The sequence below is a fragment of the Mesocryomonas fontinalis genome (genome assembly GCF_055730125.2).
On record NZ_JBUZWG020000001.1, the window covers coordinates 1,083,489 to 1,104,668 of the forward strand.

Sequence of the window (21,180 nt, forward strand, 5' to 3'; positions counted from 1 at the left end):
CAGAGGGCATGATATGGATGCGATGGTGGGCGGGCGCGTGACGTTCGAGGCACTGGTGCGGCGGCTGCAGCCGATCTTCGAACGGCATGGCTGCTCCGGCGAGGTCGCCCGCCTGCTCGCGGATAACTGTGCCGCGGCGGAGCGTGACGGCGCCGCCAGCCACGGCCTGTTTCGGATGAAGGGTTATGTCGACAGCCTCAACGCCCATGGCTGGGTCGACGGTCGCGCCGTTCCGGTCGTCGAGGACGCCGCGTCAGGCTTCCTGCGCATCGACGGCCGCAACGGCTTCACCGTGCCGGCGCTTTCGGCTGGGAGGTCGGAGGCGGTTGCGCGGGCGCGGTCGAACGGTGTCGCCGTCGTCGCCATCCGCAATTCGCACCATCTCGGGGCCTTGTCGCTCGACGTCGAGCCGTTTGCGGAGGAGGGGCTGGTGGCCCTTGCCTTTATCAACTCGATGAAAAGCGTCGTGCCGCAAGGCGGCCAGAGGGCAGTGCTCGGCACCAACCCCATCGCCTTCGCCACTCCGCGTGCCGACGGACCGCCGCTGGTGTTCGACATGGCGACATCGGCGATGGCGAACGGCGACGTGCAGGTCGCCCGGCGCGAGGGGCGCGCATTGGACGAGGGTGTCGGCATCGACCGGCGGGGCGAGCCGACGACGGATCCCGCCGCCGTGCTCGACGGCGGCGCGCTGCGCCCCTTCGGCGGCCACAAGGGCGCAGCGCTCTCTGTGATGGTGGAAATCCTCTGCGCGGCGCTGGTCGGCGGAAAGTTTTCGGCCGAGGTCGATCTCTCCTCCCACCCCGGCGCGCATACCCCGCACACCGGCCAGTCGCTGATCCTCATCGATCCCCAGGCCGGGCGCGGGGCGTTGCCGGATTTCGACGTGCGGGTCGAGCAGCTCCTCCATCTGCTGCACGACGCCGGACAGGATCGCCTGCCCGGTGACCGAAGGCTTCAAGCGCGGGCGCAGTCGGCGCGGGAAGGCATTGCCGTTTCGGACGAGATGAACGCGATGCTGGAGCGGTTGGAGACGGCGTGAGCCATAAGGGCGGAACGCCGGCGCCGCCCTTAGCCGGCCAGCAGCGGGATGTGCGGTGCGACATCCGGCGGCGCCAGTCCCGCGAGGCGCGGGTCGGGGGCGATCTCGACCTCTCGCTTGTAGGCGGTGAAGCCGGAGCGGGTGTAGAAGGCGATGGCCCTTGGATGGTCGAGCGTGCAGGTGTGCAGCCAGAACCGCCGGATCGGATGCGCAAACGCCTTCTCGATCGCGCGGTTCATCAGGAACCGCCCGGCAGGCCCGCCGATCAGCGACTGCGAAAGCCCGAAGAACAGGAGTTCGCATTCGCCCTCCTGCCGGAAGTCGAGCTCCAGCAGGCCGAGCCCGCCCTTTCCGTCGCTCAGCTGGTAGATTTCCACCGCTGAGGGCGCGATCTCGGCGGCCAGAGCCGCATCGTCCATCGCCAGACGGCTGAACCAGAGCCAGTCGATCCCGACCGCGCGGTGGAGCGCACGGTAGGCCGTGGGATCGGCCGCCATCCGCTCCAGCTGCCAGCCGGCCTCGACCGTTTCCGGCCGCAGCTGGGGGCGCCCGGTCATTTCGAGGTAGGTGACGACAGTGGCGAGCATCCCCTGCGGGACGTCGTGAAATCCGGCGGTGAGCATCGTTTGGAACTCCCAGGCGCGAACAGGCCGGCGACATTGGTGCCGGGCTGTTCCCGACTACGACATTCCGGCCGATGCTGCAGCCGCAAAAGTACGTCTGCCGCAGCGCCGATGTCGGACGCCGGTATTGGCGATCGGTATAGTTCCGGCCATCGGCTCGAGGGGGAAGCGCTCCTATCACGGGGAAAGTTCTCGTAGCGAGGTGCCGATGTCCCGTTTGCAATTCCGCCTGCGCCTGGTCCTAGTAGCGATCCTCGTTGTCCTCTCGCCGGCGCTTGGCTATGCCGCCTACCAGCATGTCACCGGCAATCTGCACGTGGTCGAGGACGGCCTGTTCTACCGCTCTGGACAGCTGGACGGGCCGGCGCTGACCAAGCTCGTCCTCGACAGGAACATCCGCACGATCATCAACCTGCGCGGGGCGCATCCGGACAGCAACTGGTATGCCGCCGAGACTTCGGTCGCCGAGGGGTACGGCGTGCGCTACGTCCCGATCGCGCTGTCGGCGGGCGAAGAGCCGGATATGGCGACCATGCTGGCGCTCGCCAATGCCGAGCGCAATGCGCCGGGCCCGATGCTCGTCCACTGCCGCAGCGGCGCCGACCGCACCGGGCTGGCCGCGGCGATCTACGAACTGGTGGTCGCCGGCAGCAGCAAGGAGGCGGCCGCCGGCCAGCTCTCCCCGTTCTACGGGCATTTTCCCTGGTTCGGCTCGCGGACGGCGGCAATGGACCGGGCCTTTGCAAAATTTGCGGATTACTGGGACGCGTCGGGGCGACGTGCTGTAGCCTTCGGCGACACGGAGATGTTGGCTGCCAAATGAAAATACTGCTGATCGAAGACGACAGACAGACCGCGGACTACATTGTCGGTGGCCTCGCCCAGGAGGGGCACGATCTCGACCACTCCGCCAATGGGCCGAACGGGCTGGAGCTCGCCTGCACCCGTGACTACGACGTGATGATCGTCGACCGCATGCTGCCGGGCCTCGACGGCCTGTCGATCGTGCGCGCTCTGCGGTCGTCCGGCCGCGATACGCCGGTCTTGTTCCTGACGGCGGTCGGCGGCGTCGACGACCGGGTCGAGGGGCTGGAGGCCGGCGGCGACGACTATCTGCTGAAGCCCTTCGCCTTCTCGGAGATGATGGCGCGGATCAACGCGCTCGGCCGAAGGGCCCCGAGCCGCAAGGAGGAGACGGTGCTGAAGGTCGGCGCCCTCGAGATGAACCTGATCGCCCGCACCGTGGTGCGCGAGGGGGTGGTCATCGAGCTGCAGCCGCGGGAGTTCCGGCTGCTGGAATATCTCATGCGCAACCGCGGCCGGGTGCTGACGCGCACCATGCTGCTGGAGCGTGTCTGGGACTTCCACTTCGATCCGAAGACCAATGTGGTGGAGACCCATGTCAGTCGCCTCAGATCAAAGGTGGACAAGCCGTTCGAGAAGGAGATGATCCGCACCGTACGAGGCGCCGGATATTCTCTCAATGCACCTGCCTGAACAGTTTCGCTCGACCTCCTTCCGCCTCGGCCTCGGCTACACCTTGCTGCTGCTGGTCTCTGTCGTGCTGATTCTCGGCGTGACCTATTTCAAGGCGACGTCGGAGGTCGACGGCATCGTTCGACGGTCGATCGACGAGGACATGGGGGCGCTGAACGATGCCTGGACGACGAGGGGGCTCGAGGGTCTCAGCGCCGACATCGCACGACGCTCCAACAGCGTTTCCGACGACCGTTTCTACCTTCTCACCCGCGAGGACGGCAGCAAGGTCGCCGGCAACCTGCCGGCCGAGGTGTGGCTGGAAGGCTGGAGCGAGCGCAAGCTGAAGCGCTCGGTGGTCAAGCTGAGCCCCGCCCTCCTGAACGCCGCCAGCCTCAACAGCGATCACGAGGTGCGGCTCTTCGGCGTGGGGGCGGTGATCGGCGGCTACCGGGTGATGGCCGCGCGCAACTCGCATATTCTCGACGAGACGCAGGAGATCATCCTCGCTTCCCTGCTCTGGGGCTGCGTCGTCTCGGTGCTGCTGGCGCTCGGCGGCGGCCTTGCCGTCAGCATCGGCCCGACGCGCCGCGTCGACGCGATCGCCTCCGCGATGCGGGCGATCGCTGCCGGGCGATTCGATCTTCGCCTGCCGATCGCCGGCAAGCGGGACGAGCTCGATCGGCTGTCCAGCGACATCAATGCCATGCTGGCCCGCATCGACGTGCTGATGAGCAGCCTGCGCCAGGTGTCGACCGACATCGCGCACGATCTGCGCACGCCGCTCGCCCGGCTGCGGCAGACGCTGGAGGCGGCACAGGACGGCGATGCCGCCGGCACGCTGCGCAAGAGCACGCTCGACGGGGCGGTCGCCGAAGTCGATTCGATCATCGAGACCTTCAACGCGCTGCTGCGGATTGCCCAGATCGAGGCCGGCGCGCGCAAGGCGAAATTTCGCTCCATCGACCTCTCCGTCCTGCTGACGCAGCTGCAGGACGTGTTCGACACCGTCGCGGATGCGAGCGGCCACCGCATGGAGCTCGACGTCTCCGGCGACCTCGTGATCTTCGGCGACCGCGATCTTCTCCAGCAGCTCTTCGCCAACCTCATCGAGAACGCGATCACCCATGCGCCTGCGCCTGCGTTGATCCGGCTGTGGGCGAGGGCGGAGGGCGGCGCGGTCGTCGCGGGGGTCAGCGATGACGGGCCCGGGATCCCGGTCGAGGAGCGCAAGCGCATCTTCCGGCGGCTCTACCGGCTGGACCGAAGCCGCACGACGCCCGGCAACGGCCTCGGCCTCGCCCTCGTGGCAGCGATCGTGGACCTTCACGATGCGCGGATCGAGGCCGCCGACAACGCACCGGGGCTGCTCATGCGCGTCGTGTTTCCGCCGCTGATCGCCGAGACCGCGGGCCTTGCCCTAAGCCAGCCACGGCGGGCGGTCTTGGCGCCACCGACGGCGCTGCAGAAGGCCTGAACCACCGCCATCGCCGTGCGTCGTGGCGCCGGCAGGGCCGGACTTCGCCGGTATCACGCGGGTTTGTGGTGGCGGAGTGCCGACCCGGCGCCAGATGGGGAAACCCCGGCCTTGCTTCCCGCAGACGGGTTGAGCCAGCCAGCCGGAGAATGCCCCGTGGACGACGCACCCTTGATCCTGACACTGCGGTTCGACGCCGACAGCTTCGCGCATTTCGATCGGATGCGCCGGCAGTATTTTCCGCCGGCCCGCAATTTCATCCCCGCGCACCTCACCTTGTTCCACCATCTGCCCGGCGCCCGCCATGCCGAGGTCGCGGCCGCCGTGGCGGAGAAGGCGGCGGGCGCTGCGCCCTTCGCCATGGCGGTGAGCGGCCTGCGCTTTCTCGGGCAAGGCACGGCCTATGCGATCGAGAGTGCACAACTCGCGGCGCTTCGCGCGGGCCTTGCAGCCGATTTCGTGGACACGCTGACACGGCAGGACGCGCAAGGGTACCGGCCGCACGTGACCATCCAGAACAAGTGTTCCGCGGCGGCGGCGCGGCAGACGTTCGATGCGCTGTCGGATGGCTTCGCGCCTTTCGAAGTCACCGCCACCGGCCTGCTGCTCTGGCACTACCGCGGCGGGCCGTGGGAGGCCGCGGGCGAATTCGCCTTCGCCGGCTGAACGGGCCAGGCCTCTTTGGCGGGACCCGCGGGCGTGAAGAAGGAACCCTCGTCGTACACAACTGTTCCTGATATGTTCCAGGCGGGCATCAGGGCAGAAGATGGTTCAGGCGATCAAGAGCTTCGCGGACGGGTTGCGGAAAGGGCTCGGCATCCTCGTGCGGTGCCAATGCGGCAAGCAGGCGATCTTCCGCGCCTCCGACTTCATGGACGTCATCGCGCCGGGCGAGGACATCGAGGCCCGCGTCTGGCGCTGCACCTGGTGCCGAAAGCGTGCGAGCTTCGTCCGCTACGTTCCGCTGGACGGCGTTGAACGCGAGGACCTGTCGCGCTGGTCGCCGCGGCCGAGCTGAGCCGGCGCCGCAGGGATAGGCTCTAGGTGCGGGTCGCGACCGCGAGATCGGCAAGGTCCAGTTCCTCTTCGATCAGGTGGAAGGCCTCGTCTCCGATGGTGCCCTCGCGCCGGAGTGCGAGAAGACGGTTGCGCCGCGCCACGAGGGCCTTTGCCCGCAGCGCCTTCTCCGGCGGGGTCGGCCGTCCAAACCCGTCCTCGGCAGCCTCCGCCACCCGTTTCTCGGCTTCCAGCTCGGCGCGAAGCGCGGCGGCCCCGGGCGAGGCGTCGTCCCGCACGGCGGCAATGCCGGCATCGGATGTCGCCATGCGGGCCTCGCGCACTTCGCGGGCGACCGGGTCGTCCTCCTCGAGCCCGAAGGCCATCACCAGCGGGCGCAGCGTCAGACCCTGAATCACCAGCGTCCCGAGGGTCACCGCGAAGGCCGAGAACAGCAGCATGCCGCGTTCGGGAAAATCGGTCGGCAAAGCGAGGGCGGTGGCGACGGTGACGATGCCCCGCGTGCCGGCCCAGCCGACGATCACGCCCGTCCGCCAGTCCGGCAGGAGGCCGCCTTCGACCGTTGCCCCGTCGGTCCGCGCGATCTGCCAGCGGCTCCAGAAGGCCGCGGCGATGGTCCAGACCAGCCGGACGCCGATCACGGTTCCCAGCACGGCCGCCCCGACGATCATCCAGTGCCGGAGTTCGTCCGGGGAGGCCGAGGCGATGACCGGGCCGAGTTCCAGGCCGATGATGAGGAAGGCAAGGACGTTGAGGACGACGACCGCCGTTTCCCAGACGGCGAAGGAGGGAAGCCGCAGCCGCGCGGTGGGGTAGGCGGAAGGCAGCCGCGCCAGCGTCATTCCGTAGATGACGATCGTCAGGATCGGCGACAGCGCCAGCCGCTCGGCGAGAACCCAGACGCCGAAGGTCGACACGAACTGAACAATGATCGACGTCGGCGCATCCTCGATCCGGCCGGTGACGAGGCCGACGAGCCAGGCCAGCGCGAGGCCCGCCACCAGGCTGCCGACCAGCGACAGGAGGAAGGCCGGGGCGATGACCTCGGCACCGATGCCGCCGCCCGACGCGACGGCGGCGAGCGCCAGCCGGTAGATCAGCAAGGTCGAGGCGTCGTTGAGGAGCGCCTCGTTGCGCAGGATCACGGCAATGCGGTGCGGCAGCTTGACGTCGCGCAGCACCGTCGTCGCGGCCACCGCGTCGGGCGGGGCGACGATGGCGCCGATGGCGATGGCGGCCGCCCAAGGAATGGTCGGCACCAGAAGGTGAACGACAACGGCCACTGCGGCGGTCGTCAGGCCGACGGCGACGAGGGCAAGGCTCAGCGCTGCGCCCCAGTTGCGCCGGAGGTCGCGCAGCGAGGTGTCGTAGGCCGCATCCAGGAGGACCGGCGCGACGAAGAGGGCCAGCACCAGCGACGGGTCCAGATGGAAGTCGATATCGATCGGCGCGATCGCCAGCGCAACGCCGACCAGTGCCAGCAGAACGGGATAGGGCAGGTGCCAGCGACGCGCGAGACCGAGCATCACCACCCCGACAGCCAGCATCGCAAGGATGGTTTCAAACACGATCATGGCGGGCTTTCGGGGGTGGTTCGCTCGCCGTTACATAGAGCGCGGATGGCAGATCACCAATCCCGCGCGAATCCCGCGAGCGTATCCGGCGGCGGGTGCGCGCGGGCAGGCGATGGGCGGTGCTCCTAGTCTTTGCCGATAGCGCCAGCTGCGGCCCTCCGCCTGACGGCGGCGTGCTAGCCCGGCGGTCCTTCAGCCGACAATTCCTTTGCCAGCGCGATGACCAGCGAGCGCACCCAGCGATGGGCGGGATCGTTGCGGTAGCGGACGTGCCAGCCGAGATCGACCGGAAAGGTGCCGAGGTCGACGGGCGCCGGCACGACCTTCAGCCGGGGGTCACGGGCGATATGTCGGCAGATCAGCCACGGCAAGGTGGCGCAATAGTCGGTGACCGCGACGATTTCCGGAACGGCGAGAAAGTGCGTGACGGATACGGCGACGTCGCGCCGCACGCCCCGCCGCTCCAGTGCCTGGAACAGCCCGGCGCGCAGGCGGCCGGGCGGCAGCACGTTAACGTGCTGCAAGCTCTCGTAGATGGCCTGCGAAAGGCTCGCCCCCACCTCCGGGTGGCCGGCCCGGACGACGCAGGCCAGTCCGTCGTCCATCAGGTGCTGAACCACCAGGCTGTCCGGCGGCTCGACGATCCGGCCGAGCACCATGGCCGTCTCCCCCGACATCGCGCCGGTCTCCGCCAGATCATTGCCGAAGGGCACGAGCCGAAGCCGGATGCCTGGCGCCTCGGCCTGCAGGCGGGCAACGACCCGCGGCATCAGGACAAACTCGACATAGCTGTTCGGTGCGATGGTGATCAGCCGTTCCGCCTTCGCCGGATCGAATTCCTGCTGACTGCGGACGGCCTCCTCGATCGCCGACAGAGAGGCGACGAGAACCGGCAAGAGCTCCAGCGCCACCGGCGTCGGCTTCATGCCATAGCGCTCGCGCACGAAAAGCGGGTCGCCGAGCATGGTGCGAAGACGGCCGAGGGCGTTCGACAGAGCGGGCTGGGTGATCCCTAGCCGCTCGGCGGCGCGGGTGACGCTGCGCTCCTCCATGAGGGTCACGAACACCGGCAGGAGGTTCAGGTCATAGCGCATTCAGTCATGCTGCTGGATGAATGTCTGAAATTCAACGGATAAATTGGAGTTATGATCGAGAGAGGCGCAGAAAGGCGGTCCACCCTATCCGATCCATCTTCAAGACAGGAACGTCCGATGAAGATCCTCATGGTCCTCACCTCGCATGACCAGCTCGGCAATACCGGCCGCAAGACCGGGTTCTGGCTCGAAGAGCTGGCCGCGCCCTATTACGTCTTCAAGGATGCGGGCGCCAAGATCACGCTGGCCTCGCCCGCCGGCGGCCAGCCGCCGCTCGATCCGAAGAGCAACGAGCCCGACGCCCAGTCGGAAGCAACCCACCGTTTCGAGGCGGATGCCGCAGCGAAGGCCCAGCTCGCCAGCACGGTCCGGCTCGACACGCTCCGCCAGGAGGACTTCGACACAGTGTTCTACCCCGGCGGCCACGGCCCGCTCTGGGACCTTGCCGAGGACCCGAACTCGGTCAAGCTGATCGAAGCCTTCATCGCCGCGGGCAAGCCGGTTGCGCTGGTATGCCATGCGCCGGGTGTCCTGCGCCACGTCAAGACGCCGGCGGGCCGTCCGCTGGTCGAAGGCAAGCGCGTGACCGGCTTCACCAACAGCGAGGAAGCCGCCGTCGGCCTCACCGACATCGTGCCCTTCCTCGTCGAGGACGAACTCGTCGCCAAGGGCGGAAAATATGAAAAGGGCGCCGACTGGGCCGAGTACGTCGTCACCGACGGGCTGCTGACCACCGGCCAGAACCCCGGTTCGTCGGCACTCGCAGCCAAGGTCCTCGTCAAGCACGTCGCGGCCTAGAGCTCGGCGATCGGGCAACACACCCGGTCTCCGTAGGCTCGAGAACATTGAGGCCGTGCGCCGGACAGGGCGCGCGGCTTGCGGCCATAGGTCCGATGGCGGCAGACCCATCTTGCTAGGCGAGCGCCCCATAAGGCTCAGGCGGGTCCGCCGCCGTTCCGATCGGCGTGCCCGCCGGCTTCCAGCACGCACACCTCCTCGCGGCATTTCTCCAGCAACCTCCGGGTCGATGCCAGGAGGGCTTCCTGGACGAAGTCCGGGGTGGCGTGCTTCAGCTGGCGCTGGAGGTCTTCGCCACGCTCCACGACTTGCCTCATCCAGCCGAGGACGGCCGCAGCACCGGCAGGCTCCGTCGGCGCAGAGCCGCAGTCGCCGAGCTTCATGCCATCGGCGGGCACCTTGTCCGGTGGCGTCATCGCCGGTTGCCCGCGATGATGCGGTGTTCCCGGTGAGCCCCGTGCGGCCCGCCGAGAAGGGCGGAATGGGCGTTCGGCATCGTTTCCTCCAGTTCCGCCGTGGTCATCCTGAACAACGCCGTCTCCACCTCGATCTCGGCACTGCGATCGAGCGGCACCAGCGGAAGGCGCAAGGTGCCCTCGAGCCCGCGGCGAAGCAGCAGCGCGTATTTCAGCGCGGCGACGCCGTGCGTCTCGACTGCCGCGATCAGTGGCATCAGCCGGGCGTGCAGCACGCGGGCGCGGGGGATGTTTGCGTCCCGGCACGCCTCATGCAGCGCCAGCACCTCCACAGGCGCGAGATTGGCGATGGTGCTGAACAGGCCATCGGCCCCACTGAGGCTTGAAGCGAGGCCACTTGCTTCGTTCGCCGCCAACACCTGGGCCGCGCCGGGTGTGCGCCCGGGATCCTCGCCTGCAGACAGGCCGGCCGCGTGGTCGATCCGCCCGGCGACGCCGTCGATCCGCATCAGCTTGGCGATGTCGCGCGCGCCGAGGCTGCACCGCGTCCTGGTCTCGTCGAACTCGACGAACACCGGCAGATCGACCGCCATCGTGATCCGCTCGACGTGGCGCCGGACACCCGCGACGTTCGGCCGGCTATAGGACGGCGTGACGACGATGACGGCGTCGGCACCGGCCGCCTCGGCATCCGCGGCGTAGGTCTCGGCCCTTGCCGTATCGTTGCTGCTGACGTCGGCGTAGATCCGCATCGGGCCTGCGGCCTCCGCCGCTAGCGACACCAGCCGCTGCCGCTCCTTTCGCGACAAAGTGGGACCTTCGCCGATCCATCCTGCGATAGCGACCGCGGGAATCCCACTGTCGCGCTGGAACGCCACGCTGCGACGCCAGGCTGCCTCGTCGATGAGAGGACTGGTTCCGCCGGAGCCATCGGCAGGGGAGGAGAAGGGCGTCACAAGCGAGGTGACGACACCGGGCATGTTCATGGAATTGCCTCGAGATCAGGGAGAGAGTGACGGGCTGCATTGGACGTAGCCGTCCTGGCGTCAGCCAAGGGTCAGGGCGTAGAGGCCGCCCATCGCCAGCATCGCGGCGGAGACGGTCAGGAGAAGCAGCCCCGCGACGGCCGCCTGCGCGCTCATGCCAGGCGCTCTGCAGTGGGACGGGCGGATGCCGGACCCGCCTGCTCGAGTTCCGTCCAGGCGAACCGCAAGGCGGCGTCGCGGCTGACGAAGATGCCGCCCCACTGGTCGCCGGTCCCGCTGACGACCCAGCCGCCGTCGTCGTGTTTCAGCTCGAAGCCTGGCATCGACGCCCCGGGATAAGGATGCCTGGCAATCGACGAGGGGTTCATGTTGGGCATGCGAGGAAGACCTTCGCTGTTGCGGATGCCCCTTGAATCCGCTTTTCCGCGTAAGTTTTCGATACGGAAGAGCGGTCGTCTCCGTAGTGTTTCGGCAAGGAAGGCCCCGACCGGTTCCCTCACTCGCCGGCATAGGCCGGCAGGCCGGCGAGGTCCCTCCGGCTGAGGCTGACCTCGACGTGATCGGCGGGACCTGCCTGCCAGCGGGGCGGCATGCGCGTCATCAGGTCCTCGAGAAGGCCTGCAGCGCTCTCGCCGGCCGGGGCAGGCGGCGTTGGCGGCGGCGGGCGGTGGGCCGCTTCCGCCGCGGGCACGAGGCGCAGCAAGGCCATCGGCACCGCGACGGTTCGCATCGCCACCCCGAGAAACGCCCCGACATTCAGCGTGACCGCCACCACGCGACCGCTGGCATCGACCAGCACGTCGTCGACGGTGCCGGCACGCTGTCCTTGTGGCCCGACAACCATCGAGCCAACGAGCCTCGACACCCGGATTCGTCCTGCGTCGGCGCCGTTGGTTGAGATTGCCGCGGACGCCATCGTTTCGTGCTCGTTCGGCCAAAATGTGCGCCGCCGCTCGGACGCCGCGGTGTCCGAATGGCCGACCATCGCCGCCATGGTCGCGACCGCGGCGATGGCCAGCAGTCCGTGTCGCCCGCGGCCTTTCGGCCGGACGCGCATTCAGGATCCCTCCGGTCTGACCGCCGGCGCCAAAGCGAGGGCCGGGGCGGACAGTACTGCATGGGCGAGACCGAGCGTGGCGACCGGCTGCACGAGGAGCGTGGCGGCCGCGAGCAGCCCGGTGAGGACGACGGCATTGCGAAGGTGAGACAGCATGAGTTCTTCCCGGCCCGAGAGCCCGTTCGACAGGGCGCCATGGCAACATCCAGGGATGGGCCGATGCGCTCGGCTGCGACGATCCGCCTTCGCGCATAAGGTTTCGAGAGGGATTTGACCCGTTCCGCATCAAGATTGAGGGGCAGGCGCCCGCGCTGCGACGGGCCGAAGCGGGAACTTTTGGCCTTAGAACGCTGGCCTCTTTGGGGATCGGCTTTGGTGCGGGAGCGATATCCGCGACGGATCGTTGCTGCCCTGACATCCAAACGACAGGAACAGACATGACCGACGATCCCCGCACCAGCCAGCCCACCCAGTTCCCCGGAGAGACGATGCAGACACTCCCCGGCCTCGAGGAGAAGATGCACACGCGGCCCGACCACGGCGAAGAGAGCTATGTCGGCAAGGGCCTCCTCGAAGGCCGCGTCGCGCTGATCACCGGCGGCGATTCAGGCATCGGCAAGGCGGTCGCGATCGCCTATGCGCGCGAGGGGGCGGACGTCGCGATCTCCTATCTCGCGACCGAGCAGGTCGATGCCGAGGACACCAAGGCCTGGGTCGAAAAGTCCGGACGCCGCTGCATCCTCTTGCCGGGCGACATCCGCGACCGCGAACTCTGCGCCGACCTCGTGGCGCGGACGGTGTCCGACCTCGGCGGTCTCGACATCCTCGTCAACAACGCCGCGGCGCAGACGACGAACGAGGATCTGGCGAGCATCGATGACGACGAGATGCAGGATGCCTTCGCCGTCAACGTCTTCGCGATGCTGCGCCTTGCGAAGGCCGCGGCCCCGCACATGAAGCCGGGCTCGGCGATCGTCAACTCGACGAGCATCCAGGCCAAGGTCGCGACCGAGAACATGATCGTCTATGCCGCGACCAAGGGCGCGATCGCGAGCCTCACCATCGGTCTGTCCAATCTGCTGGCGCCGAAGGGCATTCGCGTCAACGCCGTCGCGCCCGGCCCGGTCTGGACGCCGATCCAGGTCATCGCCAAGGAGCCCGACGAGCTTGAGAAGCTCGGCCACAACACGCCGCTCGCCCGCGCCGGCCAGCCGGCCGAACTCGCACCCGCCTACGTCCTCCTCGCATCGCGCGAGGGCAGCTACATGTCCGGCGCCGTCATCCCGGTCACCGGCGGCCTGCCGATGTACTGACGGCCAGTGCGACGGGCGCCGAACGCCAGCCTGGCGTCGGCGCTCTCCCCGGGGCGCCGGCCTCACGGCGCTGCAGACCGCTGGCGGCTCATCGCCATCCTCCGCAGCAGGCGGAGACTTGAGAACACGGAGAGATGCGCAGCCGCGCTCGGGCGACTTTCCCACTTCCAGCTGGTTCGAGCCGGTGATGGAGTGAGACAGATAGAGGGTCTGCAACCTCAAAATATTTGTCGTTACTGGCCGTGCTGCTGCTCTACGTAGCTCGCGAACCTCTCTCTGATCTGAACTTTCTGCTTTTTCAGCTGTTGCAATATCGGATGCGCATCGGCCTTCATGACCTGCTCAATCTTCTTGACGTAAGTCCAGAAGGTCCAACCGGCTTTCTCTTTCACGTCCTCAAAATCACGGACACGTCCAAATCGCTGGTTGATCGAGCCGAAGTCAAAGAGGGCAACTATCTCCGCCGGGCTTTTCGACCTGTACCGACTTACGGAAGATATCGCTTCTCGGCGCACGACGCCGGCGATTTTCTGGTTGAGACCAGAAAGCGTGAAATCTCTGATCCGGATCTTACGGCCGTCGAACCGAAACCCGAGATACTCGAAGTTTTTGTTTGCGGAGGCGGCGATCAAACCTAGGCAGGACTGCTTGCCACCGGCGACCGAGAACTGATGGATTGCTGTCTTGGCATCTGAGATCTGAAGTTTCGCGCCGTGCAGCGAGATTGTCGAACTAACGGTTTGGCACAGTGCCAGCGGATTGCCGCTGGCACTCGGGATGATGAACAGGATGTCGTCGCTGTAGCGCATATAGACGCCACCTGCCGAGACGGCCAAGGCCTGCATATCTCTATCGAAATCGAGCATGTAGACGTTGGCGAGCAAATCAGAAATCGGCGTTCCCTGCGGGATGCCGTAGTCGACTTTTCGTACGACGGCGATGTTCGAGTGTATGCTGTCTTGGCCGAAAACGACCTGACGCATCTTTTCGGAATCACATAGCCGGATCGGTATTTCGCGACGATCGATGAGGTACCCCTCGACCAAGGGGCGGCCGGGAAGCTTTTTGAGGCCCCAAAAGCCAAGCCGGCGGTACACCTCCTTGACCGGTACCTCCGCGTATTTCGTCAGGCTGCGGAAGACTTTGTAATGGTCAAGAGGAAGCTGGTTTTCTCCCAGGAGTGAGGACCAGACGTCCTTCAGCCGTCGATGGTCGAGGTTCTCGAAAAAACCCTTGATGTCCAGGCAGACCGTATGACAATCGCCCAGCCGTCGGATGTGGTTGATGGCGTCGTAGGCAAAGTCGACATTGCACTTGTTGCCTGGGTGAGTAGGGCTCTTGATCCTGCGGTACGCAAGGACGGCATTTCCCAACTCCCGCTTCTCGAGCTCCTCCTCGTAGAGGCAGGAAAGCCAGTCCCGGTATCGCATGTAGATATAGGCGTCGCTTCGAGCAGCATACCGAAGAGGTCGCAGCTTCGGCGGCTTAGGAACTTCGCCAGGCCTGCGGAAATATCGCTTCACGTCTTCGAAAAGGAGGAGGGGATGAAACGCGTGCTGGCTAACGGCGACCGGGTTGTTGGCGAGTTCGGTAGCCTCTGCCGCGGTCAGTACGCGATCGAAATGCCGATATTTCTTCAGCCTTGAGGCTGGCATCTCCCACGGGCGAGGAGGTGTCGAGAAAGGACGCTGATCGGGCTGGCATACCGTCATCCCAGCGTCCTTTGCCGTCTGTACACGAAGGTCGATCGACCCTCTAAGGCTGCCATTCGTTCAACGTGATCGAGTATATTGGGGAGGTCCGTTCTGGACTATTCGCCAATCTGCCGGCGTGCTGTGTCGATATTGCTAAGGAAATGATCGTGCTAATCATCAACTTAATCGTCTCGCTTGCAGTTGACAGGCTTAACTCTGTACTCGCAAGCCTACACCTGCGATGAAGTATATGTGGGTATGATTACTTAGTAACACAATATGCCAAGCAACAAATTTTCTATTTTTCTTTCGTGATGCCCTTGAAGGGTTTCCCGTCCTTTTTGCCGTCCATGAACTTCCCGGTGTCACTATTCCGCTTCGTCCATGTGTCGGTCTTGGGGTTGTGCACCTGCGACCGATCTTTCACAGCGCCGTTGCGATGACCGTCACCGGCTGGGGGATTCGTGGCCATTTCAATCTCCTTCGTTGAGTTTGCAGCGGGCATGATTCAGTGGAATAGTATTCTAAGAAATCGCTGTCGCAGGCAGTTGAGTCTTTTGACGCGAAGTTTGGCCACCTCGGTGCAAACTTCGCGTCTTTTCACAACCACCAGCCGCCTGTTGGGCGACCCAAAGTTCTGAATCGGCCCCCTCATAACCCTATTGAAAAGACATTGCCTTTTAGGTCGACTTTTCGCGGTAGCCTGAGTTTAGGCGCCCAGAAACCCAAAGTTCCAAACCACGGGCTTGGAAACGATGACGGGAGAGTACTGCCCAGGAACCCACGCTACTGGTTCGACCGGCCTGGGTGGAAAGCGGACGCTGATCCCGCGAGATCAGTGGTCTTTCGCGATAGCCGGCGGCTGCATGAACTCGATCGTCGCGCCGTCAGGGCCAACTGCGTAGATCACCCGCGTTCCGGCCCGCCCGCCGCTAGTGATAGGTTGCGGCGTACCTTGCGCCTTCCAGCCGTAAGGGCCAATCCGCGCAAGGAGCGCGTCGATGTCATCGACCACGAGGGCTAGATGCGCGAAGCCAGGGTCGAACGGCTTGGCCGTCACGCTTGGCTGATCCAGCCCTCGATATTCTAGGAGTTCGATCGTCTGATCCGCTAGCGAGACGATCGCCATGCGAACCTGTGCCCCATGCGCGCCCGTCACCTGACCAAGGAACTCGCCACCCATCTCGCCCGTGCGCACGAGCCGTGCACCAAGCCCATCGACCCAGAACCGAAGCGCCGCATCGAGGGAGGCGACCGCGAAGCCGACATGGTCGGCGCGCTGCACGTAGAAGTTTGCCTGGTCTGTCATGCGGTCCGTCCTACCAGCAAACAGACCGTTCGTCTGCAAAGGGTCGAGAGCAGCTTCCCGGCCGCTCACGATCGCCGACGCGTCTGAGCAATCCGAAAAGTGGGAACTCTGGCTGCGTAAACCTGGCCACGGCAACCGAGTAAATGTCGTCTACTCCGAGCCCAGCCATCCTCATCGTGACGGCGGTGAACGAGCGGCACGGCTTCAGTGCAGTCGAACCGGACTCGGTTTGAACACTGACAGTCCAGCAAGCGAGTATCTCTCCGGGGCAAAGACCGCAGGATCGATCCATAAGCGGTTGGATCGTCCAATCCCTGACGGCTCGCGGCCTTTAGGAGATGCGGCAGAGGTTCCGGTGACCGGGACTTCGGACGCCGTTCGAGAGCTTCGGCGAATCACCAAATGCCAGCCACGACGGTCGAAGGCCGACCTCTGCGATGGCCTGCCTCCGTCACCTGCACGGACGCCACCCCCGCTCTCGTTCCAAACTGAAGGCACTTTCGATGACCATGATGATCGCGGTTTACCCGCATCCCGCCCGCAGGAAAGCCTCTCCTGTCCGCATCCGCCGTCCCGTTGGTTGGTGGGCGCGCCAGCATCTCGCTGCCCTTTCGATCGCCGCCGCGATGGCGGTCCGTCGGCGAGCCCGACGCGCGGCAAGGGAGCTGTCCATGCTCGATGACCGCATGCTGCGCGACATCGGCATCGGCCGATCCGAAATTGACTACTACGCCGCGCTGTCCGGGCACCTGGCTGGAGGTCGGCGTTGACCCGGTCCGTGGTGGCCCACTCCTGCGGGGGTGCAATCGTCTCCCGACCCGAGCACGGCGTCTGGTTCGACGTTGTCCCGGGCGAGCGGACCATGATCCGCGTCCACTCTGACCAGGTCGGCGGGCGCTACACAATCATGGAGCACGCCATCGCGCCGGGAGCGAGCCCGCCGCTTCACTCGCACCGGGAGGAGGAGGTCTTCCAAGTGCTTTCGGGCACCATGACCTTCGTCTGCGGTGACGATCGCTTCGAGGGCGCCGCGGGCACGATCGTGCTCGTGCCGCCCGAGATGCCGCATTCGTGGGCGAACCTGTCGGGGCAGGAGGTGCGGTTACGCACGACCTTCACGCCGGGCGGCCTAGAACCGATGTTCCAAAGCTTTGCCGGAATGCTGCCAATGGGGATCGCGGCCTTGGCCGCGACCTACGGCAGCAAGATTTACGGTCCCGGCATCGCCTCGTAGGCCTTCGGGTCGGCATCGACGAGAGCGGGGCAACCAATCTCCGCGTCGTTGGCGCCGAGCCGGTGCTTTCGCCGTCCGGCAGATAACGACACCCCGCCTCGTCGCAGGTGCTATGCCTGAACTTAACGCACGTCAGGCTCGCCGATCCAAGGCGCCAACCTAGATCCGGAAGGAGGGCAGGCATGGGGAAACGTAACAGCCCACCGCCTCGCCAACCGGGTCCGCAGTTTCCCGGCGGCGGGCCAAGGCTGGTGACAGCCACGCGCGCGACGGCGCTAAGCGTCACCCGCTTTGCGCCGACGGACGTCGACGAGGGACTGATCGCCGGGATGCCGGCGGACGATGCCCATGTCGTCCTCTTCCAGCTTCGCGAGCATCCGGCGCACGACTTCTGGATCGACGGGAAGTACGTGCCCGCGGAGGCGGCTCCGAGCACGACGCTCAGCATCTTCGACCTCTCCGAGGAGCCGCATGGCCGGCTAACCCATCCGGTCGATACGCTGATGTTCCACGTCCCCAAGGCGGCGCTCGACGAGATCGCCGAGGATGCCGGAGCGCCGAGGATTTCCACGCTTTCCGCGCCGGGATGGCGGACCCACGATCCGGTCGTCGGACGCCTGCAAGGCTTCCTTCTCGAGGCGCTGGCCCGTCCCGAGTCCACCAGCCTGCTTCTCCAGGATCACGTCATGCTGGGTCTCGGCGTGCACTTCGCCGAGGTCTACGGCGGCATGACGAAAAGCGCTCCCCAACCAGGCGGGCTCGCGCCCTGGCAGGAACGGCGGGCGCGCGAGATGATCGCCGCGAACCTCTCGAAGGCCATCGCGATCCGGGACATCGCCGGCGAGTGCGGCCTGTCGCTGGCGCACTTCTCGCGCGCCTTCAAAGCCTGTGTCGGCACGACGCCACACGGCTGGCTCCAGACCTGCCGGATCGCCCACGGGAAGGACCTGATGCTGACCTCGACGCTCGGACTGGCGGACATCGCCGTTGCCTGCGGCTTTGCCGACCAGAGCCATTTCACGCGCGTCTTCGCGCGGTCCTGCGGGGCGGGGCCGGGCGCATGGCGGCGGATGCGGCAGAGCTGATGCCTGTCGAGGTGCGGTTCGCGATGGCGGCCGCATACTGGGTCGCCGAGTTGCGACACGCAGCCCTCGGCACGAACGCGACGGCAACAAAAGACAGTCGTCGGCACCCTTCAGGTCCGCAGGGACACCGACCTCCCTGCGACGTCGTACGGCGACAGGTCCAGAGCCTTATGGGGCGCTTCTCGCCGGGCGGCGCCGGGCTCCATTCGGGTCGTGCACGTCAGCTCGCGAACAACCCGGTGTCTTCGCAGGAAGCGTAAGCGGTCTACCCGCCGACATCCGCTCTCAGGTGCGGGCTTCGTAGGCAGGAATGGCTTGGAAGGGTCGTGAACGGAATGGCAGCTATCTGCGAACTCGCCCAGAAGCGGGCAGACCGCTTTCGTCCCTTGCCTGCATAGTAACTAAGTTAGGATATAGTCGACGGGCTCGACCTTCTGGCTTTCGTTGAAGCTGGCGAGGTTCCGGAGCGACTTCGCGTTCGACGCCCGCAGGTGGTCGTGCAGGCACTGCTGGGCCGCCTCCACCCGGCCGTCCCGCAACGCCTCCACCACCGACAGGTGCTCGTCGAGGAACGGATCGATCAGCGCGGTCCGCCGGAGGGCGATCTGGATGTGCTTGGTCGACACGAACAGCGCGCGGCCCCGCTTCAGCGCCTCGACGATCTCCGGGTTGGTGGAGTGCCCGAGCAGCTTCACGTGGATGTCGTCCTCAAGTTCGTCGAGCGTCGCGATGTCTACCTCCGGGAAACGCTCGATGGCGTCTCGGTGACGATCGAAGATCTTTTCGACGAGCGCCATGGGGATCCGCGCGGCGGCGTTGCCGAGGGCGACGGGCTCGAGGATCGCGCGCAGTTCGTACAGTGCCGCCATGCGATCGAGGTTGAGGGGGACAATCCACCAGTGGGACTTCTCGCCCTTGCCGACGATCCCGAGGCCCTGGGCGCGCAGCAGGATGTTGCGCGCGGCGAGGCGGCTGATGTCGTACTCGCGGGCGAGTGCCAGCTCGTTCACCCGGTATCCGCCGAACAGCGAGTGCAGGATGATGTTGCGCTCCACCGCGTAGTAGATGGCGTCGGCCGGATCGACGTCCGGTAGCAGGCCGTCGCTCGAAGACCGCGCCAGCATTTCCTTTGTGATAGGGATGCGCGACGGCGCCGAACCCGGGCCGACGACTAGGCCGCGTCCTGCGAAGCGGCCGACTAGGCCCTCGCTCTCCAAGGTCGCCAGCGCCTGTCGGACGGGCGCACGGCTCGAGTTGAAGAGGGTCGCGAGATGGCTCTCGAGGATCACGGTCCCTGCCGGGATGCCTCCTCGAGCCATGCTTTCCCGGAGCGTCTCCGTCATGCTCGCGTAGGCTGGCTTCCGCTCGAACGCGACCAAAATCTGCTCACCCGTTCTCAAAACATGTTCGTCCCGGCCGAAGTGGTAGAGTGAAGTCCGCCGACTGTCACGACGCTTCGAAGCTTATGGCCTCAGCCGGCTCAAGTGACCGCGCCGAGCTGCCACGGGACGAACTCGTTGTCCCCGTAGTCGTAGGTCTCGCTCATCGTCTTCTCGCCGGAGGCCACGGCGATCAGTTTTCGAATATCCGGTGACCGGCAGCGTCGATCGTGTCGTCGCCGGTTACGATGCCGCCCGTGTTGATGTCCATGTCCTCGTCCATATGCTCGAACATCGCGGTGTTGGTCGCGACCTTGATGCATGGCGCGGGTTTGAAGCCGGAGACCGAGCCGCGGCCCGTGGTGAAGACGATCATGTTGCAGCCGCCCGCCACCTGGCCGGTCACCGCGACCGGGTCGTAGCCGGGCGTGTCCATAAAGACGAAGCCCGTCTTGTCGATGATCTCCGCGTATTCGTAGACGGCCTCGAGCGGCATCGAGCCGCCCTTGGCCACTGCACCCAGCGACTTCTCAAGGATTGTCGTCAGGCCTCCCGCCTTGTTGCCGTGCGACGGGTTGTTGTTGAGCTCCGCGCCGTGGCGCTCGGTATAGCCCTGCCACCAGTCGATCCGGTCCATCAGCTTCTGCGCGACCGCCGGCGAGGTCGCCCGACGCGTCAGCAGGTGCTCGGCACCGTAGATCTCCGGCGTCTCGGAGAGGACTGCCGTGCCGCCGTGCTGCACGAGGAGGTCGGAGGCGAGGCCCAACGCCGGATTGGCGGAGATGCCGGAATACCCATCGGAGCCGCCGCACTGGAGGGCAAGCTTCAGGCCGGAGAGCGGCTGCTCGGTCCGTTGCATCGCGTTGATCGCCGGGAGCATCCCGTTGATGATCGCAGAGGCCGCCTCGACGGTCTTGCGGGTGCCGCCGAGGTTCTGGATCGTCATCGTGCGCAGGAACGGCCCTTCCTCGAGGCCGTACTTATCGGTGATGAAGCTGATCTGGTTCGTCTCGCATCCCAGTCCGATCATCAGGATGCCGGAGAAGTTCGGATTGCGCGCGTAGCCGCTCAGCGTCCGGATCAGGTACTGGTAGCCCTCGGTCTTCATGCTGATGGCACACCCGGTGCCGTGGGTCAGCGCCACGACGCCGTCCACGTTCGGAAAGCCCGCAAGGCCGCCGCCCCGGTTGTAATGGTCGGCGATCGCCTTCGACACCGTGGCCGAGCAGTTCACCGATGAGATGATGCCGATGTAGTTCCGCGTGCCTACCTGGCCGTCAGTCCGCTTGTAACCCATGAAGGTGCGCCGCGCGGACTCCGGCAGAAGCGGGGTCGCGTGGGCATCGGCGGCGAACTGATGCACCACCGCGCTGTCGTGCATGGCCATATTTTGGAGGTGCACGTGCTCGCCGGGAGCGATGTCGCGGGTCGCGAAGCCGATCACCTGGCCGTACTTCACGACGTCGCTGCCCAGCATGATCGGCCCCAGCGCTAGCTTGTGCCCGGCCGGCACATCCGTGGTGACGAACACGTCGCCCGCATTCTCGCCGGCCGAGATGGCCGATCGCGCGACGGCGACGTTGTCCTTCATGTTGAGGCGTATGGC

At 66.1% G+C, this 21,180-nt stretch carries 23 protein-coding genes and 1 pseudogene; 11 read left to right on the forward strand and 13 right to left on the reverse strand.

Annotated elements, in window-relative coordinates; genetic code table 11:
* Nucleotides 1-13 precede the first annotated feature (13 nt).
* On the forward strand, nucleotides 14-1,042 hold the full coding sequence (locus ACZL02_RS04970; protein WP_472939050.1) for an Ldh family oxidoreductase: 1,029 nt from the start codon (nucleotides 14-16) through the stop codon (nucleotides 1,040-1,042).
* 29 nt (nucleotides 1,043-1,071) lie between these two features.
* On the opposite strand, the gene ACZL02_RS04975 is transcribed toward ACZL02_RS04970, so the two are convergent.
* Complete coding sequence (locus ACZL02_RS04975; RefSeq protein WP_472939051.1) at nucleotides 1,072-1,665, reverse strand: GNAT family N-acetyltransferase; 594 nt, start codon at nucleotides 1,663-1,665, stop codon at nucleotides 1,072-1,074.
* A 208-nt stretch (nucleotides 1,666-1,873) separates the two neighbouring features.
* Between ACZL02_RS04975 and ACZL02_RS04980 the strand changes: the two genes are divergently transcribed.
* The 5 genes from ACZL02_RS04980 (at nucleotide 1,874) to ACZL02_RS05000 (ending at nucleotide 5,636) form a co-directional block, all read left to right on the forward strand.
* Nucleotides 1,874-2,488, forward strand: a complete 615-nt coding sequence (locus ACZL02_RS04980; RefSeq protein WP_472939052.1) for a dual specificity protein phosphatase family protein — start codon at nucleotides 1,874-1,876, stop codon at nucleotides 2,486-2,488.
* Nucleotides 2,485-3,162 carry a winged helix-turn-helix domain-containing protein gene (locus ACZL02_RS04985; RefSeq protein WP_472939053.1) on the forward strand — a complete coding sequence of 226 codons (678 nt, stop codon included), beginning with the start codon at nucleotides 2,485-2,487 and terminating at the stop codon, nucleotides 3,160-3,162. Before ACZL02_RS04980 ends, ACZL02_RS04985 begins: the two co-directional genes overlap by 4 nt.
* A complete protein-coding gene (locus tag ACZL02_RS04990) occupies nucleotides 3,149-4,618 on the forward strand; it encodes a sensor histidine kinase (protein ID WP_472939054.1) in 1,470 nt (489 codons plus the stop codon). Before ACZL02_RS04985 ends, ACZL02_RS04990 begins: the two co-directional genes overlap by 14 nt.
* A 156-nt stretch (nucleotides 4,619-4,774) precedes the next feature.
* The gene (locus ACZL02_RS04995) at nucleotides 4,775-5,284 is read left to right on the forward strand and encodes a 2'-5' RNA ligase family protein (RefSeq protein ID WP_472939055.1); all 510 of its coding nucleotides are present in this window, start codon (nucleotides 4,775-4,777) and stop codon (nucleotides 5,282-5,284) included.
* 100 nt (nucleotides 5,285-5,384) lie between these two features.
* Nucleotides 5,385-5,636, forward strand: a complete 252-nt coding sequence (locus tag ACZL02_RS05000; RefSeq protein ID WP_472939056.1) for a hypothetical protein — start codon at nucleotides 5,385-5,387, stop codon at nucleotides 5,634-5,636.
* Nucleotides 5,637-5,658: 22 nt separating this feature from the next.
* On the opposite strand, the gene ACZL02_RS05005 is transcribed toward ACZL02_RS05000, so the two are convergent.
* Both ACZL02_RS05005 and ACZL02_RS05010 read right to left on the reverse strand, forming a co-directional pair.
* Nucleotides 5,659-7,209 carry a cation:proton antiporter gene (locus ACZL02_RS05005; protein ID WP_472939057.1) on the reverse strand — a complete coding sequence of 517 codons (1,551 nt, stop codon included), beginning with the start codon at nucleotides 7,207-7,209 and terminating at the stop codon, nucleotides 5,659-5,661.
* A 176-nt stretch (nucleotides 7,210-7,385) separates the two neighbouring features.
* On the reverse strand, nucleotides 7,386-8,303 hold the full coding sequence (locus ACZL02_RS05010; RefSeq protein ID WP_472939058.1) for a LysR family transcriptional regulator: 918 nt from the start codon (nucleotides 8,301-8,303) through the stop codon (nucleotides 7,386-7,388).
* 117 nt (nucleotides 8,304-8,420) lie between these two features.
* On the opposite strand from ACZL02_RS05010, the gene ACZL02_RS05015 reads away from it, so the two are divergent.
* Nucleotides 8,421-9,101 (forward strand): type 1 glutamine amidotransferase domain-containing protein, encoded by a 681-nt coding sequence (locus ACZL02_RS05015; RefSeq protein WP_472939059.1) that lies wholly within the window; start codon nucleotides 8,421-8,423, stop codon nucleotides 9,099-9,101.
* A 137-nt stretch (nucleotides 9,102-9,238) separates the two neighbouring features.
* Here ACZL02_RS05015 and ACZL02_RS05020 read toward each other — a convergent pair whose 3' ends face one another.
* The 5 genes from ACZL02_RS05020 to ACZL02_RS05040 all read right to left on the reverse strand — a co-directional run bounded on the left by ACZL02_RS05020 (nucleotide 9,239) and on the right by ACZL02_RS05040 (nucleotide 11,716).
* Nucleotides 9,239-9,517 carry a hypothetical protein gene (locus ACZL02_RS05020; RefSeq protein WP_472939060.1) on the reverse strand — a complete coding sequence of 93 codons (279 nt, stop codon included), beginning with the start codon at nucleotides 9,515-9,517 and terminating at the stop codon, nucleotides 9,239-9,241.
* Nucleotides 9,514-10,503, reverse strand: coding sequence for a dihydrodipicolinate synthase family protein (locus ACZL02_RS05025; protein WP_472939061.1), 990 nt, complete (start codon nucleotides 10,501-10,503; stop codon nucleotides 9,514-9,516). The genes ACZL02_RS05020 and ACZL02_RS05025 overlap by 4 nt, the downstream gene beginning before the upstream one ends.
* Nucleotides 10,504-10,655: 152 nt before the next feature.
* Nucleotides 10,656-10,826 (reverse strand): hypothetical protein, encoded by a 171-nt coding sequence (locus tag ACZL02_RS05030; protein WP_472939062.1) that lies wholly within the window; start codon nucleotides 10,824-10,826, stop codon nucleotides 10,656-10,658.
* Between the two features lie 173 nt (nucleotides 10,827-10,999).
* Nucleotides 11,000-11,560, reverse strand: coding sequence for a PRC-barrel domain-containing protein (locus ACZL02_RS05035; protein WP_472939063.1), 561 nt, complete (start codon nucleotides 11,558-11,560; stop codon nucleotides 11,000-11,002).
* The gene (locus tag ACZL02_RS05040; protein ID WP_472939064.1) at nucleotides 11,561-11,716 is read right to left on the reverse strand and encodes a hypothetical protein; all 156 of its coding nucleotides are present in this window, start codon (nucleotides 11,714-11,716) and stop codon (nucleotides 11,561-11,563) included.
* 281 nt (nucleotides 11,717-11,997) lie between these two features.
* Between ACZL02_RS05040 and ACZL02_RS05045 the strand changes: the two genes are divergently transcribed.
* Nucleotides 11,998-12,873 carry an SDR family oxidoreductase gene (locus tag ACZL02_RS05045; RefSeq protein ID WP_472939065.1) on the forward strand — a complete coding sequence of 292 codons (876 nt, stop codon included), beginning with the start codon at nucleotides 11,998-12,000 and terminating at the stop codon, nucleotides 12,871-12,873.
* A 233-nt stretch (nucleotides 12,874-13,106) separates the two neighbouring features.
* Here ACZL02_RS05045 and ACZL02_RS05050 read toward each other — a convergent pair whose 3' ends face one another.
* The 3 genes from ACZL02_RS05050 to ACZL02_RS05060 all read right to left on the reverse strand — a co-directional run bounded on the left by ACZL02_RS05050 (nucleotide 13,107) and on the right by ACZL02_RS05060 (nucleotide 15,876).
* A complete protein-coding gene (locus tag ACZL02_RS05050) occupies nucleotides 13,107-14,585 on the reverse strand; it encodes a reverse transcriptase domain-containing protein (protein ID WP_472939066.1) in 1,479 nt (492 codons plus the stop codon).
* Between the two features lie 280 nt (nucleotides 14,586-14,865).
* Nucleotides 14,866-15,039 (reverse strand): hypothetical protein, encoded by a 174-nt coding sequence (locus ACZL02_RS05055; RefSeq protein WP_472939067.1) that lies wholly within the window; start codon nucleotides 15,037-15,039, stop codon nucleotides 14,866-14,868.
* A gap of 363 nt (nucleotides 15,040-15,402) precedes the next feature.
* The gene (locus ACZL02_RS05060; protein WP_472939068.1) at nucleotides 15,403-15,876 is read right to left on the reverse strand and encodes a VOC family protein; all 474 of its coding nucleotides are present in this window, start codon (nucleotides 15,874-15,876) and stop codon (nucleotides 15,403-15,405) included.
* Nucleotides 15,877-16,379: 503 nt separating this feature from the next.
* On the opposite strand from ACZL02_RS05060, the gene ACZL02_RS05065 reads away from it, so the two are divergent.
* The 3 genes from ACZL02_RS05065 to ACZL02_RS05075 all read left to right on the forward strand — a co-directional run bounded on the left by ACZL02_RS05065 (nucleotide 16,380) and on the right by ACZL02_RS05075 (nucleotide 18,195).
* Nucleotides 16,380-16,646, forward strand: a complete 267-nt coding sequence (locus tag ACZL02_RS05065) for a YjiS-like domain-containing protein (protein WP_472939069.1) — start codon at nucleotides 16,380-16,382, stop codon at nucleotides 16,644-16,646.
* Nucleotides 16,647-16,738: 92 nt separating this feature from the next.
* Nucleotides 16,739-17,110, forward strand: coding sequence for a cupin domain-containing protein (locus ACZL02_RS05070; protein WP_472939070.1), 372 nt, complete (start codon nucleotides 16,739-16,741; stop codon nucleotides 17,108-17,110).
* A gap of 251 nt (nucleotides 17,111-17,361) precedes the next feature.
* The gene (locus tag ACZL02_RS05075; RefSeq protein ID WP_472939071.1) at nucleotides 17,362-18,195 is read left to right on the forward strand and encodes a helix-turn-helix domain-containing protein; all 834 of its coding nucleotides are present in this window, start codon (nucleotides 17,362-17,364) and stop codon (nucleotides 18,193-18,195) included.
* A 401-nt stretch (nucleotides 18,196-18,596) separates the two neighbouring features.
* Here the strand turns inward: ACZL02_RS05075 and ACZL02_RS05080 are convergent, their stop codons facing one another.
* A complete protein-coding gene (locus ACZL02_RS05080; RefSeq protein WP_472939072.1) occupies nucleotides 18,597-19,595 on the reverse strand; it encodes a GntR family transcriptional regulator in 999 nt (332 codons plus the stop codon).
* 80 nt (nucleotides 19,596-19,675) lie between these two features.
* Nucleotides 19,676-21,177, reverse strand: a pseudogene (locus ACZL02_RS05085) (UxaA family hydrolase).
* Nucleotides 21,178-21,180 lie beyond the last annotated feature (3 nt).

Coding starts and splice junctions, on each gene's coding strand:
- ACZL02_RS04970 (WP_472939050.1), top strand. CDS start 14: ATGGATGCGATGGTGGGCGGGCGCGTGACGTTCGAGGCACTGGTGCGG.
- ACZL02_RS04975 (WP_472939051.1), bottom strand. CDS start 1,665: ATGCTCACCGCCGGATTTCACGACGTCCCGCAGGGGATGCTCGCCACT.
- ACZL02_RS04980 (WP_472939052.1), top strand. CDS start 1,874: ATGTCCCGTTTGCAATTCCGCCTGCGCCTGGTCCTAGTAGCGATCCTC.
- ACZL02_RS04985 (WP_472939053.1), top strand. CDS start 2,485: ATGAAAATACTGCTGATCGAAGACGACAGACAGACCGCGGACTACATT.
- ACZL02_RS04990 (WP_472939054.1), top strand. CDS start 3,149: ATGCACCTGCCTGAACAGTTTCGCTCGACCTCCTTCCGCCTCGGCCTC.
- ACZL02_RS05000 (WP_472939056.1), top strand. CDS start 5,385: ATGGTTCAGGCGATCAAGAGCTTCGCGGACGGGTTGCGGAAAGGGCTC.
- ACZL02_RS05005 (WP_472939057.1), bottom strand. CDS start 7,209: ATGATCGTGTTTGAAACCATCCTTGCGATGCTGGCTGTCGGGGTGGTG.
- ACZL02_RS05010 (WP_472939058.1), bottom strand. CDS start 8,303: ATGCGCTATGACCTGAACCTCCTGCCGGTGTTCGTGACCCTCATGGAG.
- ACZL02_RS05015 (WP_472939059.1), top strand. CDS start 8,421: ATGAAGATCCTCATGGTCCTCACCTCGCATGACCAGCTCGGCAATACC.
- ACZL02_RS05020 (WP_472939060.1), bottom strand. CDS start 9,517: ATGACGCCACCGGACAAGGTGCCCGCCGATGGCATGAAGCTCGGCGAC.
- ACZL02_RS05025 (WP_472939061.1), bottom strand. CDS start 10,503: ATGAACATGCCCGGTGTCGTCACCTCGCTTGTGACGCCCTTCTCCTCC.
- ACZL02_RS05030 (WP_472939062.1), bottom strand. CDS start 10,826: ATGCCAGGCTTCGAGCTGAAACACGACGACGGCGGCTGGGTCGTCAGC.
- ACZL02_RS05035 (WP_472939063.1), bottom strand. CDS start 11,560: ATGCGCGTCCGGCCGAAAGGCCGCGGGCGACACGGACTGCTGGCCATC.
- ACZL02_RS05040 (WP_472939064.1), bottom strand. CDS start 11,716: ATGCTGTCTCACCTTCGCAATGCCGTCGTCCTCACCGGGCTGCTCGCG.
- ACZL02_RS05045 (WP_472939065.1), top strand. CDS start 11,998: ATGACCGACGATCCCCGCACCAGCCAGCCCACCCAGTTCCCCGGAGAG.
- ACZL02_RS05050 (WP_472939066.1), bottom strand. CDS start 14,585: ATGACGGTATGCCAGCCCGATCAGCGTCCTTTCTCGACACCTCCTCGC.
- ACZL02_RS05055 (WP_472939067.1), bottom strand. CDS start 15,039: ATGGCCACGAATCCCCCAGCCGGTGACGGTCATCGCAACGGCGCTGTG.
- ACZL02_RS05060 (WP_472939068.1), bottom strand. CDS start 15,876: ATGACAGACCAGGCAAACTTCTACGTGCAGCGCGCCGACCATGTCGGC.
- ACZL02_RS05065 (WP_472939069.1), top strand. CDS start 16,380: ATGACCATGATGATCGCGGTTTACCCGCATCCCGCCCGCAGGAAAGCC.
- ACZL02_RS05070 (WP_472939070.1), top strand. CDS start 16,739: ATGATCCGCGTCCACTCTGACCAGGTCGGCGGGCGCTACACAATCATG.